The organism is Streptomyces sp. V4I23, assembly GCF_030817975.1.
Classification (GTDB): Bacteria; Actinomycetota; Actinomycetes; order Streptomycetales; family Streptomycetaceae; genus Streptomyces.
In genome coordinates, this window is sequence record NZ_JAUSZW010000004.1 from 2771736 (window position 1) to 2789130 (window position 17395).

General features: G+C 69.9%; 12 protein-coding genes. 5 read left to right on the forward strand and 7 right to left on the reverse strand.

Annotated elements, in window-relative coordinates; genetic code table 11:
* Positions 1-41: 41 nt before the first annotated feature.
* From QFZ82_RS14590 to QFZ82_RS14620, 7 genes are all read right to left on the reverse strand, one after another.
* Positions 42-1193: an ABC transporter ATP-binding protein gene (locus QFZ82_RS14590; protein WP_307713583.1), complete on the reverse strand. Its 1152-nt coding sequence runs from the start codon at positions 1191-1193 to the stop codon at positions 42-44.
* Positions 1186-2235, reverse strand: coding sequence for an ABC transporter ATP-binding protein (locus QFZ82_RS14595; protein WP_373429417.1), 1050 nt, complete (start codon positions 2233-2235; stop codon positions 1186-1188). Before QFZ82_RS14595 ends, QFZ82_RS14590 begins: the two co-directional genes overlap by 8 nt.
* Positions 2236-2267: 32 nt before the next feature.
* Positions 2268-3236 carry an ABC transporter permease gene (locus tag QFZ82_RS14600; RefSeq protein ID WP_307713584.1) on the reverse strand — a complete coding sequence of 323 codons (969 nt, stop codon included), beginning with the start codon at positions 3234-3236 and terminating at the stop codon, positions 2268-2270.
* Positions 3229-4158, reverse strand: a complete 930-nt coding sequence (locus tag QFZ82_RS14605; protein ID WP_307713585.1) for an ABC transporter permease — start codon at positions 4156-4158, stop codon at positions 3229-3231. Before QFZ82_RS14605 ends, QFZ82_RS14600 begins: the two co-directional genes overlap by 8 nt.
* Positions 4159-4297: 139 nt before the next feature.
* Positions 4298-5914 carry an ABC transporter substrate-binding protein gene (locus QFZ82_RS14610; protein WP_307713586.1) on the reverse strand — a complete coding sequence of 539 codons (1617 nt, stop codon included), beginning with the start codon at positions 5912-5914 and terminating at the stop codon, positions 4298-4300.
* Positions 5915-6315: 401 nt separating this feature from the next.
* Positions 6316-8223 (reverse strand): translational GTPase TypA, encoded by a 1908-nt coding sequence (typA, locus tag QFZ82_RS14615; protein WP_307713587.1) that lies wholly within the window; start codon positions 8221-8223, stop codon positions 6316-6318.
* A 402-nt stretch (positions 8224-8625) separates the two neighbouring features.
* Positions 8626-10938, reverse strand: a complete 2313-nt coding sequence (locus QFZ82_RS14620; RefSeq protein ID WP_307713588.1) for an ABC transporter family substrate-binding protein — start codon at positions 10936-10938, stop codon at positions 8626-8628.
* Between the two features lie 321 nt (positions 10939-11259).
* On the opposite strand from QFZ82_RS14620, the gene QFZ82_RS14625 reads away from it, so the two are divergent.
* The 5 genes from QFZ82_RS14625 (at position 11260) to QFZ82_RS14645 (ending at position 17380) form a co-directional block, all read left to right on the forward strand.
* A complete protein-coding gene (locus QFZ82_RS14625) occupies positions 11260-11502 on the forward strand; it encodes a hypothetical protein (protein WP_177150674.1) in 243 nt (80 codons plus the stop codon).
* A gap of 52 nt (positions 11503-11554) precedes the next feature.
* Positions 11555-12376, forward strand: coding sequence for a hypothetical protein (locus QFZ82_RS14630; protein ID WP_307713589.1), 822 nt, complete (start codon positions 11555-11557; stop codon positions 12374-12376).
* 18 nt (positions 12377-12394) lie between these two features.
* Positions 12395-14338 carry a fumarate reductase/succinate dehydrogenase flavoprotein subunit gene (locus tag QFZ82_RS14635; RefSeq protein ID WP_307713590.1) on the forward strand — a complete coding sequence of 648 codons (1944 nt, stop codon included), beginning with the start codon at positions 12395-12397 and terminating at the stop codon, positions 14336-14338.
* Positions 14335-15117 (forward strand): succinate dehydrogenase/fumarate reductase iron-sulfur subunit, encoded by a 783-nt coding sequence (locus tag QFZ82_RS14640; RefSeq protein ID WP_307713591.1) that lies wholly within the window; start codon positions 14335-14337, stop codon positions 15115-15117. The genes QFZ82_RS14635 and QFZ82_RS14640 overlap by 4 nt, the downstream gene beginning before the upstream one ends.
* Before the next feature lie 199 nt (positions 15118-15316).
* Positions 15317-17380: a TPM domain-containing protein gene (locus QFZ82_RS14645; protein ID WP_307713592.1), complete on the forward strand. Its 2064-nt coding sequence runs from the start codon at positions 15317-15319 to the stop codon at positions 17378-17380.
* Positions 17381-17395: the final 15 nt, after the last annotated feature.

A 17395-nucleotide genomic window follows, 5' to 3' on the forward strand; every position in this document is an offset into this window, starting at 1 on the left:
CGCCGCGGTGCGGCAGACGGGGCCCTGGTGTGCGCGGATGACTACTGCACCACGTGGACGACGTCCTTCTCCTCGGCGAAGTGGCACGCCGACTCGTGCGCAGCCGGGGAGTCCGAGCCCTGGAAGCGCTCGGGGATCGCCAGCAGCGGCACCTCGGTGGCGCACTTGTCCTGGGCCTTCCAGCAGCGGGTGCGGAAGCGGCAGCCCGACGGCGGGTTGGCCGGCGAGGGGACGTCGCCGGTGAGGATGATCCGCTCGCGGCCCTCGCGGGCCTCGGGGTCGGGCACCGGGACGGCCGACAGCAGCGCCTGGGTGTAGGGGTGCGTCGGGTGGTCGTAGATCTGCACGTCGGTGCCGATCTCGGCCATCTTGCCGAGGTACATGACGCCGACGCGGTCCGAGATGTGACGGACGATCGACAGGTCGTGCGCGATGAAGAGGTAGGACAGGTTGAACTCGTCCTGCAGCTTCTCCATCAGGTTGACCACCTGCGCCTGCACCGACACGTCCAGCGCCGAGACCGGCTCGTCGCAGATGATGATCTCGGGGTTGAGCGCGAGACCGCGGGCGATGCCGATGCGCTGGCGCTGGCCGCCGGAGAACTGGTGCGGGTAGCGGTTGATGTACTCGGGGTTGAGACCCACGACGTCCAGCAGCTCCTGCACCCTGCGGCGCCGGTCGCCCTTCGGGGCCACCTCGGGGTGGATCTCGAAGGGCTCGCCGATGATGTCACCGACCGTCATCCGCGGGTTCAGCGAGGTGTACGGGTCCTGGAACACCATCTGGATGTTGCGGCGCACGGCCTTGAGCGCGCGCCCCGACAGCCTGGTGATGTCCTGGCCCTTGTAGAACACCTCGCCCGCGGTGGCGGTCTCCAGCGTCATCAGCAGCTTGGCGACCGTGGACTTGCCGCAGCCGGACTCGCCGACGATGCCGAGCGTCTCGCCCTGGTAGAGGTCGAAGGAGACCCCGTCCACGGCCTTGACCGCGCCGACCTGCTTCTTGAAGAGGATGCCCTGGGTCAGCGGGAAGTGCTTGACCAGGTTGCGCACCTGGAGGATCGGCTCACCGCGCCCGACCGGGGCCTCGATCGCCGCCACCGCCTCCTGGGTGGTGCCGGCGTCGACCATCTCGACCTCGGTGACGTTGGGAGTCGCGTCCACGGCCTCGTCCGTCTTCCTGAGCTCAGCCATGGATCGTCTCCTTCCAGAAGTGGCACGCGCTGCCGCGGCCGGGCAGCTCGGTGCCGTCCTGCTCGGTCACCGGCGCGAGGGCCGGGATCTCGGTGCGGCAGATGTCGTCCGCCTTGGGGCAGCGCGGGTTGAAGGCGCAGCCCGCCGGGATCTTGAGCAGGTTGGGCGGCAGGCCCTTGATCGCGTACAGCTCCTGGCCCTTCTGGTCCAGGCGCGGGATCGAGTCGAGCAGACCCCGGGTGTAGGGGTGCGCCGGACGCTTGTAGAGCTCGTGCACGGGGGCGGTCTCGACGATCCGGCCCGCGTACATGACCGCGATCTTGTCCGCGACGTCGGCGACGACGCCGAGGTCGTGGGTGATCAGGATCAGCCCCATGTTGTACTCGCGCTGGAGCTCGGCGAGCAGGTCCATGACCTGCGCCTGCACGGTGACGTCCAGGGCGGTCGTCGGCTCGTCGGCGATGATCAGGTCCGGCTCCAGGGCCAGGGCCATGGCGATCATGATGCGCTGGCGCATACCGCCGGAGAACTGGTGCGGGTAGTCGCCCACCCGGGCCTTGGCCGCCGGGATCTTCACCCGGTCCATCAGCTCGATGGCCTTGGCCTTGGCCGCCTTCTTGGACAGGCCCTGGTGCACCCGGAACATCTCGCCGAGCTGGTAGCCGACGGACAGCACCGGGTTCAGCGAGGACAGCGCGTCCTGGAAGATCATGGCGATCTTCCGGCCGCGGATCTTCCGGCGCTCCTCGGCGGACATGGTGAGCATGTCCTGGCCGCGGAAGAAGATCTGCCCCTGCGGGATGCGGCCGGGCGGCATGTCGAGGATGCCCATGACGGCCTGGGCCGTCACGGACTTGCCGGAGCCGGACTCACCGAGGACGGCGAGCGTCTCGCCCGCGTCCACGCTGTAGTTGACGCCGTTCACGGCCTTGGCGACACCGTCACGGGTGTGGAACTCCACGTGCAGGTCGCGCACTTCGAGCAGATGACCCTCGTGGTCCCCGGAACTCCGGGGCTCGGGGACGGCTGTCGTCTTGTCCAGCGGACTGTCGATACTGGTCACGTACGCCTCCCTCAGCGCATCTTCGGGTCGAGGGCGTTGCGTACCGCATCGCCGAACATGAGGAACGAGAGCACCGTGATCGAGACCATCACCGACGGGACGATCAGCACGAACGGCGCGTTGCGCAGCTGCTCACGGCCGCTGGAGACGTCCACGCCCCACGAGACCGTCGGATCGGCGAGGCCGACACCGAGGTAGGACAGCGTGGCCTCCGCCGCGATGTAGCCGCCGAGCGCGATCGTCGCGACGACGATGATCGGGGCGAGTGCGTTGGGCAGCACGTGCTTGAACAGGATGCGGGTGGTCGAGGCGCCGAGCGCCTTGGCCGCCACCACGTAGTCGGCCTGCTTGACGGTGATGACCGCACCGCGGGCGACACGGGCGATCTGGGTCCAGCCGAGGAAGACCAGGGCGAGGATGACGACCCAGATGGCACGCTCCTCGAAGCTGGTGAGGACCACGAGGGCACCGAGCATGAACGGGATGCCCATGAAGATGTCGGTGAGCCGCGACAGCAGGGTGTCGGTGATGCCGCCGAAGTAGCCGGCCAGCATGCCGACGATCGTGCCGAGGACCGCCACCAGGGCGGTGACGCCGACACCGACGACGATCGAGGCGCGGGCACCGTAGATGACACGCGCGTAGATGGAGCGGCCCTGGCCGTCGTAGCCGAACCAGTCCGGGGCGAAGAAGTGGCTCCAGTTCGGCTGCTGCAGGAAGTGGTTGGCGAGGTCGGCGTCACGCGGCGAGGCCGACGTGAACAGACCCGGGAACGCCGCGATGACCAGCAGCAGCAGGATCATCCCGGCGGAGACCAGGAACAGGGGGTTGCGGCGCAGGTCGCGCCAGGCGTCGGACCACAGGCTGCGCGCCTTGTCCGGCTTGGGAGCCTGGACGGTGAGCGCGGTGTCCGGCGCGGCGGCGGTCGTGTCCTCGGCGGTCGCGGTGGACGCCGCGGTGGCGGCGGTCTTCTCAGGCATACCGGATCCTCGGGTCCAGGACCGCGTAGAGCAGGTCGACGAGCAGGCTGGCGAGCAGGTAGACGAGGACGATCAGCGAGGCGATGCCGACGACCGTGGCACCCTCGCGGCGGAACAGCGCCTCGTAGATGGCGTCACCGACGCCCTGCACGTTGAAGATGCCCTCGGTGACGATCGCGCCCGTCATCAGGTTGCCGATGTCGGTGCCGAGGAAAGTGACCACCGGCACAAGGGAGTTGCGCATCAGGTGGACGCCGACGATGCGGCGGCGCGGCAGACCCTTGGCGACGGCGGTGCGCATGTAGTCCGCGCGCAGGTTCTCCGCCATCGAGGTACGGGTCAGACGTGCCACGTACGCGAGGGAGAGCGAGCCGAGGACGATGGCCGGCAGCAGCAGGTCGCCGAAGCTCTCGGAGTCCTGCACGGTCGGCGTGGTCAGCCCCCACTGGAAGGCGAACAGGTACTGCATCAGGTAGCCCAGCACGAAGGAGGGCATCGAGATGAGCACGAGGGTCAGGCCGAGAAGGCCGCGGTCGCGCACCGATTCGGGCTTCAGGCCCGCGACGATGCCGAGGGCGATGCCGACGATCACGGTGAAGCTGAACGCGAAGAGGGTCAGCCGGATGGTGATGGGGAATGCCTGGCCGATGATGTCGGCGATGGGGCGCTGGCTGGCGATCTCCGTACCGAAGTCGCCCTGCAGCAGGCCCCCGAGGTAGTTCAGGTACTGCTGCCACAGGGGCAGGTCGAGACCGAGATCCTTGCGGATCGAGGCGACGATCGCGGGATCGAACGCCTGGTCTCCCATGAGCGCTCTTACGGGGTCGCCGGGGAGCGCGAACATCATGGCGAAGATCAGAAAGGTTGACCCGATGAACACCGGGATCATCTGGAGCAGTCGTCGTGCGACGTAGCGCCCCATAGGTGCCTCCGTGAGGGGTTGACACGCCCGGAGGCGTCCCTGAGTGCAGCAGGGCACCCCCGGACAACCGCCGCCGCCGGATGACCGACGGCGGCGGGTTATGGCCGAGTGGGGATAAGGCCCGTCAAGCGCGTGGCGCTTACTTGACGGTGACTCCGGTCAGCTCGAGGTCGCCGTGGAAGTCGACCTGGACGTTGTCGACGCCCTTGCCGTGGCCACCGTTGATGCGGTAGTACCACAGCGGGATCGCCGGCATCTTCTCGAGCAGCTTCTTCTCGACCTCCTGGTAGCCCTTCACGGACTCTTCCAGGGAGTTGGCCTTGTCGGCATCCGCCATCATCTTGTCGATCTCGGCGTCCTTGAAGCGACCGTTGTTCGCCTCGGCCTTGGAGTTGTAGAGCTCCTTGATGAAGTTCACGTTGACCGGGTAGTCGGCCACCCAGCCACCGCGGTACATCGACTTCACCTGGTCGTTGTCACGGGCCTCGAGGTCCGTGGCGAAGTCCGGCTTGGCGTCGCCGACGCAGTCGACGCCGGTCGCCTTGCGGATGGACTCGCAGACCGCGGTCACCCACTCCTTGTGGCCACCGTCGGCGTTGTACTGGACCATGATCTTGTTGCCGGGGACGCCGCCGCCCTCGGTCACCAGCTGCTTCGCCTTGGCGGGGTTGTACGTGAAGACGTCCGTGCCCAGGTCCTGGTTGCCCTTGACCTGCGGCGGCGTGAAGCTCGTCGCGGGGGTACGGGTGTTGTTCAGGACCGTCTTGGTGATCGTCTCACGGTCGATCGCCATGGACAGACCCTGGCGGACCTTGGGGTCCATCTCCTTGAACGTCGCGGTGTAGAACGCCGGGACGAGCGTCTGGATCGCCGCGTACGGCTGCTCGATGGCGCCGTCGCCCAGGTCCTGCTTGTACTTCGGCAGGTCGGTCGGGCCGACCTGGCGGATGATGTCCAGGTTGCCGGAGACGACGTCCTGGTACGCGGCCTCGACGGTCGCGTAGTTCTTGAACTGGATGCCCTTGTTCTGCGCCTTGTTCGGGCCCTGGTAGTCAGGGTTCGCGGCGACCTGGATGAGCTTCTTGTGGGTCCACTTCTCGAACTTGTACGGGCCGTTGCCGATCGGCTTCTGGCCGAACGCCTTCGGGTCGTCGTAGAAGACCTTGGGCAGCGGCGCGAACGTCGCGTAGCCGAGCTTGTAGTTGAAGTACGGGACCTTCTCGGTCAGCTCGATCGTGAAGGTGGTGTCGTCGACGACCTTCAGACCCGACATCTTGTCGGACTTCGGGTCGCCCTTCTCGGGGTGCACGTCGGCGTAGCCGGCGATGTCGCTGAACCAGAAGCTGTTCTGCTGCTGGTTCTTGACGTTGGCGTACCAGTTCCACGCGTCCACGTAAGACTGCGCGGTGACGGCCTCGCCGTTGTGGAACTTCCAGCCGGACTTGAGCTTCACGGTCCAGGTCTTGGAGTCCTTCGTCTCCACGGACTCGGCGTTCGTGTAGACGATGTTGCCCTTGGCGTCGAAGTCCAGCAGCTGGGTGAAGAGCGACTGAATCACGTACGAGCCGAGGCTCTCGTTGGTGTCCGCCGGGATCAGCGGCTTCTGCGGCTCACCGACGTCGATCGAGACGTAGCCCGCGGGCTTGCCCGAGGCGTTGTTCTTGTCCGAGCCACTGTCGCCGCCGCCACAGGCAGTTGCCGACAGGGCGACGACGATCGCACCCGCGACCCACTTGGCGCTCTTGGCACCGCGCATGGGTTCCTCCTCATGAGTCCACTTGTCACTACAAGAAGGGCACTGGAAGTTGCGCCGACACCCCTGACGACGCTGTGTCAATGCCCCGAGTGTGCTCGTGAGTCGGCGCTCCCCACAGCGCGTGACCCATTGACCCGAGCTCAATGGAGCCAACTATTAAGTACGTCCGGGCGGTAAACCACACTCAAAGGGTCTCGTTTTGACAACATCAGCTGGCGTTCACAGATCGAAATCCGGACAAAGCGAGCACAGACAGACACCCGCGAAACGGACCGTTAACACATGTTCCGGAGAGCGACGGCCGATATGCGGACACTCGGACCGTTAAAAAGAGTTGACGAAACGGCCCGGCCCCCCACAGTGTCTGCGGGGGGCCGGGCCGTCGGTCAAGGGCTGCTGCGTCAGCCGTGCTTGGCGCGCGAGGCGGCGCGACCGCGCTCCTTCTGGTCGAGCACGACCTTGCGGATGCGCACGGCCTCCGGGGTCACCTCGACACACTCGTCGTCGCGGCAGAACTCCAGGGACTGCTCCAGCGACAGCTTGCGCGGCGGGACGATCGCCTCGAACGAGTCGGCCGAGGACGACCGCATGTTCGTGAGCTTCTTCTCCTTGGTGATGTTCACGTCCATGTCGTCGGAGCGCGAGTTCTCGCCGACGATCATGCCCTCGTAGACCTCGGTGCCCGGGTCGACGAAGAGCACGCCGCGCTCCTGAAGGTTCGTCATCGCGAAGGCGGTGACGGAGCCGGACCGGTCGGCGACCAGCGAGCCGTTGTTACGGGTCGTCAGCGTGCCGAACCACGGCTCGTGGCCCTCGTGGATGGAGTGCGCGATACCCGTGCCACGGGTGTTCGTCAGGAACTCCGTACGGAAGCCGATCAGACCGCGGGACGGGACGACGAACTCCATGCGGACCCAGCCGGAGCCGTGGTTGGACATGTTGTCCATGCGGCCCTTGCGGACGCCCATGAGCTGCGTGACGGCGCCCATGTGCTCCTCGGGCACGTCGATCGTCATGCGCTCGACCGGCTCGTGGACCTTGCCGTCGACCTCCTTGGTGACGACCTGCGGCTTGCCGATGGTCAGCTCGAAGCCCTCACGGCGCATCTGCTCGACCAGGATGGCCAGCGCCAGCTCACCGCGGCCCTGCACCTCCCAGGCGTCCGGGCGCTCGGTGTCCAGCACGCGCAGCGAGACGTTACCGATCAGCTCGCGGTCCAGGCGGTCCTTGACCTGACGGGCCGTGACCTTGCGGTCCTTGACGGCGGCCTTGGCGTCCGCGCCCTTGCCGGTGCCGCCCCGGCCGACCAGCGGCGAGGTGTTGGTGCCGATGACCATGGAGATGGCGGGCTCGTCGACGGTGATCAGCGGCAGCGCGATCGGGTTCTCCGGGTCGGCCAGCGTCTCGCCGATCATGATGTCCGGGATACCGGCGACGGCGCAGATGTCACCGGGGCCGGCCACCTCGGCCGGCTTGCGGGTGAGCGCCTCGGTCATCATCAGCTCGCTGATGCGGACGTTGGAGATCGTGCCGTCCCGCTTGATCCAGGCCACGGTCTGGCCCTTGCGCAGCTCGCCCTGCTCGACACGGAGCAGAGCGATGCGGCCGAGGAAGTTGTCGGCGTCGAGGTTGGTGACGTGCGCCTGCAGCGGGGCGGCCTCGTCGTACTCGGGGGCCGGGACGTGCGACAGGATCGTGGTGAAGAACGGCTCGAGGTTCTCGCTGTCGGCCGGGACGGTGCCGTCCACCGGCTTGGTCAGCGAGGCGACGCCGTCACGGGCGCAGGCGTAGACGATCGGGAACTCGATCTGGTCCTCGTCGGCGTCCAGGTCCAGGAACAGGTCGTACGTCTCGTTGACGACCTCGTCGATCCGGGAGTCCGGGCGGTCCGTCTTGTTGATGCAGAGGATGACCGGCATCCGGGCCTGGAGCGCCTTGCGCAGCACGAAGCGGGTCTGCGGGAGCGGGCCCTCGGACGCGTCGACGAGGAGCACGACCGCGTCCACCATCGACAGGCCGCGCTCGACCTCGCCACCGAAGTCGGCGTGGCCGGGGGTGTCGATGATGTTGATGGTGATCGGGTCGCCGCCGTCCTTGGGGTGGTACTTGACGGCGGTGTTCTTGGCCAGGATCGTGATGCCCTTCTCACGCTCCAGGTCGTTCGAGTCCATCATCCGGTCGTCGAGGTGCTCGGCGGCGTGCGCGGCGAAGGCACCGGCCTGCTTCAGCATGGCGTCGACCAGGGTGGTCTTGCCATGGTCGACGTGGGCGACGATGGCGACGTTACGGATGTCGTGGCGCGTGGGCATGCTGGCTGGCGCTTCTCTCGATCGTGGGATGCGGCGTCTTTCCTCGTACGCCCGCCGGGCGGACACGCCACGGCTCCTCCCATGGTACGGGCACGCCGGACGAACAGGCTTCCGGGACGGATGGGGGGAGGCCGAAGGAGGCGGGGATCACGCCGAGGAGCGGCGCGCGGGGTGTGACCGGCAACAGCCGGAGAAACGGGAGGCGTCGTACGGGTGCCGGGCGGCCGGCGCGCTGTTCGGGGAGCACGCGGGCTGCTGTCGGCGCCGGGCGGAGCTGGGTCGGGAGGCGGCACGAGCTTGCCCGCCGGGGCGACCGGCGGGCAAGGGAATTGAGGGACTTCTGAGGTTGGCGGGACGAGGGGTGCCCGGCGGCCGAGGGGCGGACGGCCCGGGGGCCGGGCCCTACTGCCGGGCGGCGCCCTCGGCCCCGGTCTTCTTGTAGCCGATGTCCTGGTAGACGGGGGTCGCGAAGCCGAAGGCGCCGACGTTGACCAGCCCGGAGCGCACCGCGACCAGCTCGGGGCGCTGGTAGAGGGGAATCGACCCGGCCGCGGCCCAGATGCGGGCGTCGGCCCGGCGCATCAGATCACGGGCGGCGTCCTCGTCCAGCTCGCCGGCCGCCTGGTCGAAGAGCTGGTCGATGTGGTCCGTGCCGACGCGGGTGTAGTTCTGCTCGACCAGCAGCGAGCCGTCCGACGCCGGACGGGGCTTGGCGTAGATCGGGCGGGCGTCGGTCGCCGGATAGGCGCTCGCGGGCCAGGAGTAGAGGGCGAGGTCGAAGTCGCCGGACGCGATGTGGTCCTTGAAGTAGCTGTCGTCGGAGACCTTGGTGATCTCGGTGCGGACGCCGATGCGGCGCAGCATCTCGGAGATCTTCTCGCCCACCGTGCGCACCACCTCCGAGCCGGGGCCCGACGGGAGCACGAAGCGCAGGCTCAGCGGCTTGCCGTCCTTGCCGACGGCCCCTCCGGCGGACGCCGGATCGGGGGCGGCCGTGCCGCGCGGGGCGTAGGCCCCGGGAGTGCCGTCGTCCTCCCGTGCCGCGATGTCCGTGCGGCGGCCGCCGGTCCCGTCGCCTTCGGCGAGCGACCGCGCCTGGCGCTCGATGACGAGGCTCTGGAGGGCGGCGGCCGGGGCGGGGGCCAGGACGTTCGTGCCGGAGGCGGCGGAGTCGCGCAGGCGGGCGTCGGCCGGCGGCTTGTCGTCCCCGACGATGTAGAGACCCTCGTCGGAGGCGCTGTCGCCCGCGCCGGAGGGCTTCTGGCCGGGCTTCCGCGCGTCCTTGTTCTTCTCCGACCCGGTGGCCTCGCCGCCCGCCTTGGCCGGCCCGGAGGTCTTCAGGGCGCCGCCGGGCGTCCAGCCGGCGTCGGCGAGCAGGGCCTGCGCCTCCTGCGTGTTCTGGTCGCCGAGCGCACCGCTGTTGTCGCTGTACGCGCGCTGCCCGGCCAGCGCGACATGGCTGCCGGGCGGGTCGGCGGGCAGTCCGAGCGGTGTCAGCACGGTTTCGGCCAGTTCCTTGCGGTCGATGGCACGGGCGACGGCGCGCCGGACACGGTCGTCGGACAGCGGCCCGGACTCGCCGTTCATCGCGAGCTGGGTGTAGGCGGGCTCCAGCGACTTGCGGACCTGGTAGCGGCGCAGCACCGACTGCTCCGCGGCGTACTGCGCCTGCGCCTTCGCGGTGCGCTCGCGGGCCGCCCGCGCCGTCTCCGCCAGGTTCTCGTCGGAGCCGTACGCCTGCGCCCAGGACCTGAGCGCGGCGGAGGGGGTGATGTCGGAGCCGGGGCCGTGCGCGAGCGGCCGGCCGCCGCGGCCGGCGTCCTTCGCGGCGTAGGAGATACGTTCCGCCGCGGCCCTGTCGACGTCGGCCACGTCGAGCGTGCCGGAGGTGAGCGCGGCGACGCGCCCCTCGCGCGGCACGGCGGCGAACACCAGGGTGTCGAGCTTGGCCTGCCGCCCCCACCAGCGCGGATTGCGGACAAGGGTCGTGGTGGCGGCCTTGCGGTCGATCTGCTTGACCATGAAGGGTCCGGCCGTCCTCGCGAGCCTGGCACGGGCGCCGTCGTTGAAGGCGGCCGGCGTCGCCGTCACCTCCTTCGGGTACAGCGGCGTGAACAGCGCCCGCCAGTCCGCGTAGGGCTTGCCGAAGGTGACCTTGACCTCGAGGTCGTCCTTGCCGCGCTCGATCCGCTCGATCCGCTCGTAGCCGGCGTTGCGGGCCGTCCAGTACGCGGAGTCCTTGCCGCTCAGTGCGCGCCACTGGGCGAGGAAGTCGGGTGCGCCGATCTCGCGGCCGTCGCTCCACACGGCTTGCTGGTTGAGCTTGTAGAGGACGACCTGCTTGGGCTCGCGCTCGACGATCTCGGCCGATTCCAGATAGTCGGGGTTGCGCTCGGGGCGGCCGTTCTCGTCGAGGACGAACAGTGCGGGCAGCACGGCTCCGGCGATCCGGCTCGTGGTGGCGTCGGCGTCGGCCTGGAACGCGTTCAGCGTGGCGGGCACGCTGTCGACGGCCCACCGCACCGCCCCGCCGTCGGCCGTCTTGTCCCGTGCGGCCGGAGCGATGTCCTGGGCCACGGGCTTGCCCGTGTCCTCGTCGTCGCCCGAGCCGCAGCCGGCGAGGACGGGCAGGGCGAGCACACCGCTGGTGAGCAGCGCGACGGAGCGGAGCTTTCGGGAGCATGTCCGCCCGCGGAGGGCCTCGACCTGGGACATGGCTTATACCTCTTAGTCCTGGTTTGTCGATTTTGGAGATGATCACACCGATTCCCCCCCACTGAAGTGGAGGAGGGCGGCGGGCCGCCGCCGACACGACGGAGGTTCGCGGAAGGTCACCCGCGCGGGTCAACCGCGAATGCCGCACCGACGTGCATAAAGGAACAAAATGGGGGGAGCGAGACACCAACCACGAGGGGCGCGCCGACAGCGCGTGCGCCGGGAATCCCCTGCACGTCCCTTCACAAGCGGGGATGTGACGCGCGACACTCTCAGGCGCATGAGCGATGCCACCGCACCCTGCGGAAGTGAGGACACGTCATGTCCCAGCAGGAAGAGATGACGGCGATGCGGCAGCGCATCGACGAGCTGGTCCAGCGCGTCGGGCAGCTGGAGCGGACCGTCGATCAGCTGCGGGTGTCGGGCCGGGCCGAGCCCGGCGGCCGACCGAAGGAGCCGAGCCGCCCCGAGCTGGTCACCATCCCGGACACCCCGTACAACCACGCTCTGTGGACGGACACGGACGACGAGGGGCTGGGCGCGCGAGACCGGCACGCGCCCTGACAGGCACGCACCCCCCGGACCTCACCCGATCCCACTCCACCCGGAGTCCTCGTTGGCCACAGGTACCGAACCACCACAAATCCACAAGGGCGTGCACGGGCGGACGCGTGCCGCCATCGGCCCCCGCCATCTGCGGACGGACCGGTGGTGGCTCGCCCCGGCCCTCACCGCCGCCGGGCTGCTCGCCTTCATCGTCTACTCGACCTGGCGCGCGTTCGCGAACGCCGACTACTACGCGGCACCGTATGTCTCGCCGTTCTACTCGCCCTGTCTGGCCGAGAACTGCGTGCCGATGCGGGCCGGACCCAACTGGGAGATCTTCGGCAGCTGGTGGGGGCTGTCTCCCGCCCTGCTGATCCTGATCTTCCCGCTCGGCTTCCGGCTGACCTGCTACTACTACCGCAAGGCCTACTACCGGGGCTTCTGGGCCTCGCCGCCGGCCTGCGCGGTCGCCGAGCCGCACACGAAGTACACCGGCGAGACGCGCTTCCCGCTGATCCTGCAGAACATCCACCGGTACTTCTTCTACGCGGCGCTGCCCGTCGCCGGGATCCTCACCTACGACACCGTGCTCGCCTTCCGCGACGAGCACTACGCCTGGGGACACATGGGCCTCGGCACGCTCGTCTTCCTGGTGAACATCGTGCTGATCTGGGCGTACACCCTCTCCTGCCACTCCTGCCGGCACATCGTCGGCGGCCGGCTGCGGCACTTCTCCAAGCACCCGGTGCGCTATCGCCTGTGGAGCTGGGTCGGCACGCTGAACGCCCGGCACATGCAGCTCGCCTGGGCCTCGCTGTTCAGCGTCGCGTTCGCCGACCTCTACGTCTACCTCGTCGCGTCCGGCGCCTTCGACGATCCGCGCTTCTTCTAGGGGAAGGTGCCAACCGACATGACACAGCTCGAACGGCAGGAGTGGGACGTCGTCGTGGTCGGCGCGGGCGGCGCCGGTCTGCGCGCCGCCATCGAGGCGCGCGAGCGGGGGGCGCGTACGGCCGTCGTGTGCAAGTCCCTGTTCGGCAAGGCGCACACCGTCATGGCCGAGGGCGGCATCGCCGCCTCCATGGCCAACGTCAACGAACACGACAACTGGCAGGTCCACTTCCGCGACACGATGCGCGGCGGCAAGTTCCTCAACCAGTGGCGGATGGCCGAGCTGCACGCCCAGGAGGCGCCGGAGCGGGTGTGGGAGCTGGAGACCTGGGGCGCGCTCTTCGACCGCACGAAGGACGGCCGGATCTCCCAGCGCAACTTCGGCGGCCACGAGTACCCGCGCCTCGCGCACGTCGGCGACCGGACCGGCCTGGAGCTGATCCGCACGCTCCAGCAGAAGATCGTCTCGTTGCAGCAGGAGGACAAGGAGGAGTTCGGGGAGTACGAGGCCCGGCTCAAGGTCTTCCAGGAGTGCACGGTCACCCGAATCCTGAAAGAACACAGCCGGAAGGAGGGCGACAGGGCCGCCGGGGCCTTCTGCTACGAGCGCGAGACCGGCCGCTTCTTCACCCTCGAAGCGCCCTCCGTGGTGTTGGCCACCGGCGGCATCGGCAAGTCCTTCAAGGTCACGTCGAACTCGTGGGAGTACACCGGCGACGGACACGCGCTGGCCCTCCTGGCGGGGGCCCCGCTGATCAACATGGAGTTCGTGCAGTTCCATCCGACCGGCATGGTCTGGCCGCCGTCGGTGAAGGGCATCCTCGTCACCGAATCGGTGCGCGGCGACGGCGGGGTGCTGCGCAACTCCGAGGGCAAGCGGTTCATGTTCGACTACATCCCCGACGTGTTCAAGGAGAAGTACGCCGAGTCCGAGGACGAGGGCGACCGCTGGTACGACGACCCGGACAACAACCGTCGCCCGCCCGAGCTGCTGCCCCGCGACGAGGTGGCCCGCGCCATCAACGCCGAGGTGAAGGCCGGCCGCGGCTCCCCGCACGGCGGCGTCTTCCTCGACGTGTCGACCCGGATGCCGGCCGAGGTCATCCGGCGCCGGCTCCCGTCGATGTACCACCAGTTCAAGGAGCTCGCGGACGTCGACATCACCGCCGAGGCGATGGAGGTCGGGCCCACCTGCCACTACGTGATGGGCGGGATCGCCGTCGAGTCCGACACCGCCGCCGCGGTGGGCGTCCCCGGCCTGTTCGCCGCCGGAGAGGTGGCGGGCGGGATGCACGGCTCCAACCGGCTCGGCGGGAACTCCCTCTCCGACCTGCTGGTCTTCGGCAGGCGGGCCGGGCTGTACGCGGCCGAGTACGCCGAGGGCCAGGCGGTCCGCCCGGTCGTGGACGAGGCCCAGATCGACGCCGCGGCGGCCGAGGCACTGCGCCCGTTCAGCGCGGAGGGGGCCGAGCCCAGGGCGACGCCGGAGAACCCGTACACGCTCCACCAGGAGCTCCAGCAGACGATGAACGACCTGGTCGGGATCATCCGGCGCGCGGGCGAGATGGAGCAGGCGCTCGACAAGCTCGCCGAGCTGCGGGCGCGGGCGCGCCGGGCCGGGGTCGAGGGGCACCGGCAGTTCAATCCCGGCTGGCACCTGTCCCTGGACCTGCGGAACATGCTGCTCGTCAGCGAGTGCATCGCACGGGCCGCGCTGGAGCGCACCGAGAGCCGCGGCGGCCACACCCGCGAGGACTGCCCCGCGATGGAGCGCTCCTGGCGCCGGGTGAACCTGGTGTGCCGGCTCGCCGATCCGGGCGGTGACGTCACGGCCACCGACCCCGAGCGCGGCCGGATCGTCCTGGAACGCACGACGACCGAGCCCATCCGACCCGACCTGCTCGGCCTCTTCGAGAAGGAGGAGCTGGTCAAGTACCTCGCCGAAGAGGAGCTGACCGAATGAGCACGTACGACGCCCGCTTCAGGGTGTGGCGGGGCGACCAGGACGGCGGGGCGCTCACGGACTTCACCGTCGCGGTGAACGACGGCGAGGTCGTCCTCGACATCATCCACCGCCTCCAGGCCACCCAGGCCCCCGATCTCGCGGTCCGATGGAACTGCAAGGCGGGCAAGTGCGGATCGTGCAGCGCGGAGATCAACGGCCGGCCGCGGCTGCTGTGCATGACCCGGATGTCGGTGTTCTCGCGCGAGGAGACGATCACGGTCACCCCGCTGCGGGCGTTTCCCGTCGTACGGGACCTGGTGACCGACGTGTCCTTCAACTACGAGAAGGCGCGCGAGGTCCCCGCCTTCGTGCCGCCGCCGGGCGTGGCGGCGGGCGAGTACCGGATGCAGCAGATCGACGTGGAGCGCTCGCAGGAGTTCCGCAAGTGCATCGAGTGCTTCCTGTGCCAGGACACCTGCCACGTGGTGCGCGATCACGAGGAGAACAAGGCGGCGTTCGCCGGCCCCCGCTTTTTGATGCGGGTCGCCGAACTGGACATGCACCCGCTGGACGCGGCGTCCACCGCGGGCCTCGACCGGAAGACGACGGCCCAGGACGACCACGGCCTCGGCTACTGCAACATCACCAAATGCTGTACGGAGGTGTGCCCGGAGGGCATCAAGATCACCGACAACGCGCTGATCCCGCTGAAGGAGCGCGCGGCGGACCGCAAGTACGACCCGCTGGTGTGGCTGGGGAGCAGGATCAAGCGGCGGAAGGATGATGCGATCGAGTGATATCGATCGATGCGCCGATTGATATCACGGGCTCACTCTTCAGCGCCGGGCAGCGTGCGTCCTTCTTCGCGTGGCTCGAAGAAGGCGGGCTACCGGGACTGAGGGGGCCCGCCGCAAGCGCCGGCGGCCCCGACGAATCTCCGGCGGCCTGACGGCCGAGCGGTCGCGGGCGTTCCGTACCGGGCATAGCCTCCCGAATGTGACACGAAGAGCCACCCGGGCCGCCCTCGCCGTGCTGGTGGCGGCGTGGTGGCTGGTCGTGCCCGCCGCCCCCGGCGTCCGTGCCGATGACCCCGTCGAACTGTCGCGGCAGGGGCAGATCACCGACCGGGTGGGCGCGCTGGGCGACCGTGAGCCGCAGGTCGTACAGGCACTGGACCGGCTCTACGACGAGCAGCGGATCCAGCTGTTCGTGGTGTACGTCCGCGACTTCTCGGCCCTCGGCGCACAGCAGTGGGCCGGCGAGACGGCCGGCCGGAACGGCCTCGGACAGAGCGACGTCCTGCTCGCCGTCGCCACCCACGACCGGCAGTACGCGTACTGGGTCGACGACGCCTCGCGCCTGACCGACCCCCAGCTCGCCGAGGTCGCCGCCAGGGGCGTCGAGCCCGCGCTGCGGCAGAACGACTGGGCGGGCGCGGCGATCGGCGCGGCCGAGGGCTACGGCGCCGTACTGGCCGGCCGGCCGGTGCCCGAGGTCGCCGTCACCCCGGGCGTCGCGGATCCCGGCGCGGACCAGGGCGCCGGGACGGGCGCGGGCGACCTGGTGCTGCCGGTCGCGGTGCTCGGCGGGGCCGCCGCGCTGGCCGCCTACACGTACGCGAGGCGCCGGCGGCGCACGGCGACCCGTACGACACCGCGGGGCGGCCAGGAGGGCTGGGGGGAACCTCGGCAGAGACCGCTTCCCGAACTCGACGCCGCGGCGAAGCGGGCCCTCGTGGACACCGACGACGCGCTGCGCACCAGCCAGGAGGAACTGGGCTTCGCCGTCGCGCAGTTCGGTGCGGGGGCGGCCGGTCCGTTCACGGCGGCCGTCGAGCACGCGAGGAACGAACTCACTGCGGCGTTCCGGCTGCGGCAGCAGCTCGACGACGCCTACCCCGAGGACGACGCGATCCGGCGCCGGATGCTGGACGAGATCCTCGCCAGGTGCGCGGAGGCCAACCGCCGCCTGGACGCGGAGTCCGAGGACTTCGACCGGCTGCGCGCCCTCGAACAGAACGCCCCCCAGGCGCTCGCCGCGGCCGAGGCCGCCCTCGACGACGTCAGCGGGCGCATGGTGAGCGCGGAGGCCGCCCTGGGCGTGATGCGCGAGCGGTACGCGCCGACGGCGTCCGCTCCGGTCTCCGACGACGTGGAGCAGGCGAAGGACCGCCTGGAGTTCGCGACGAACGGTCTCGGACAGGCGCGCAAGGCCGTCGAGGGCGGCGACAACGGCACGGCAGCCGTCCACGTACGCGCCGTCGAAGGCGCGGTCGCCCAGGCCGTACGGCTCGTCGACGCGGTCGACCGGCGGGCGCAGGAGCTGGCGGAGGCGGCCGGGAAACTCCCCGGGGCGCTCACCGAGACCGAGGCCGACCTGGCGGAGGCGCGCGGGCTGCTGGAGGGGACCGCGGACGGCGTGTCCACCGCCGCGCTGCGGGGGCGGGTCGCCCGCGCGGAGACGGTGTCGGCCGAGGTGCGGCAGGAGTTCGATGCGGGGCCGTTCGACCCCATCGACGCACTGCGGCGGGTCGAGGAGGCCGACGCCGCGCTCGACGAGGCTCTGGCGGAGGCCCGGAAGAGCGAACAGGGGACGCTGCGCGCCCGCGCCCTGCTGGACCGGACCGTGCTCGGCGCGCGCGCGGTGACCGATGCTGCGGCCGACTACATCGCCACCCACCGCGGCGCGGTCGGCAGCGAGGCCCGCACCCGGCTCGCGGAGGCGCAGCGTCGGCTGGAACGGGCCCGGGCGCTGGGCGAGGGCGACGCCCGCACGGCGCTGGCTGAAGCCCAGAACGCGGACGCGCTGGCGCGGCAGGCGCAGTCGCTGGCGGAGAACGACGTACGGGGTTACCGGGGTCACGGGGACTTCGGGGGCGCCTTCGGAGGCGGGGGCGGACTGGGCGGTGCCGTGCTGGGCGGGATCATCCTCGGCGGAATGCTGGGCGGCGGGGGCAGGGGCGGGGGCGGTGGGGGCTTCGGGGGCGGTTTCGGAGGCGGGGCGCCCGGGAGCTTCGGTGGCGGGGGCACGCGGGGACGGATGGGCGGTGGCCGTTTCTGACCCTGCTCCGATACC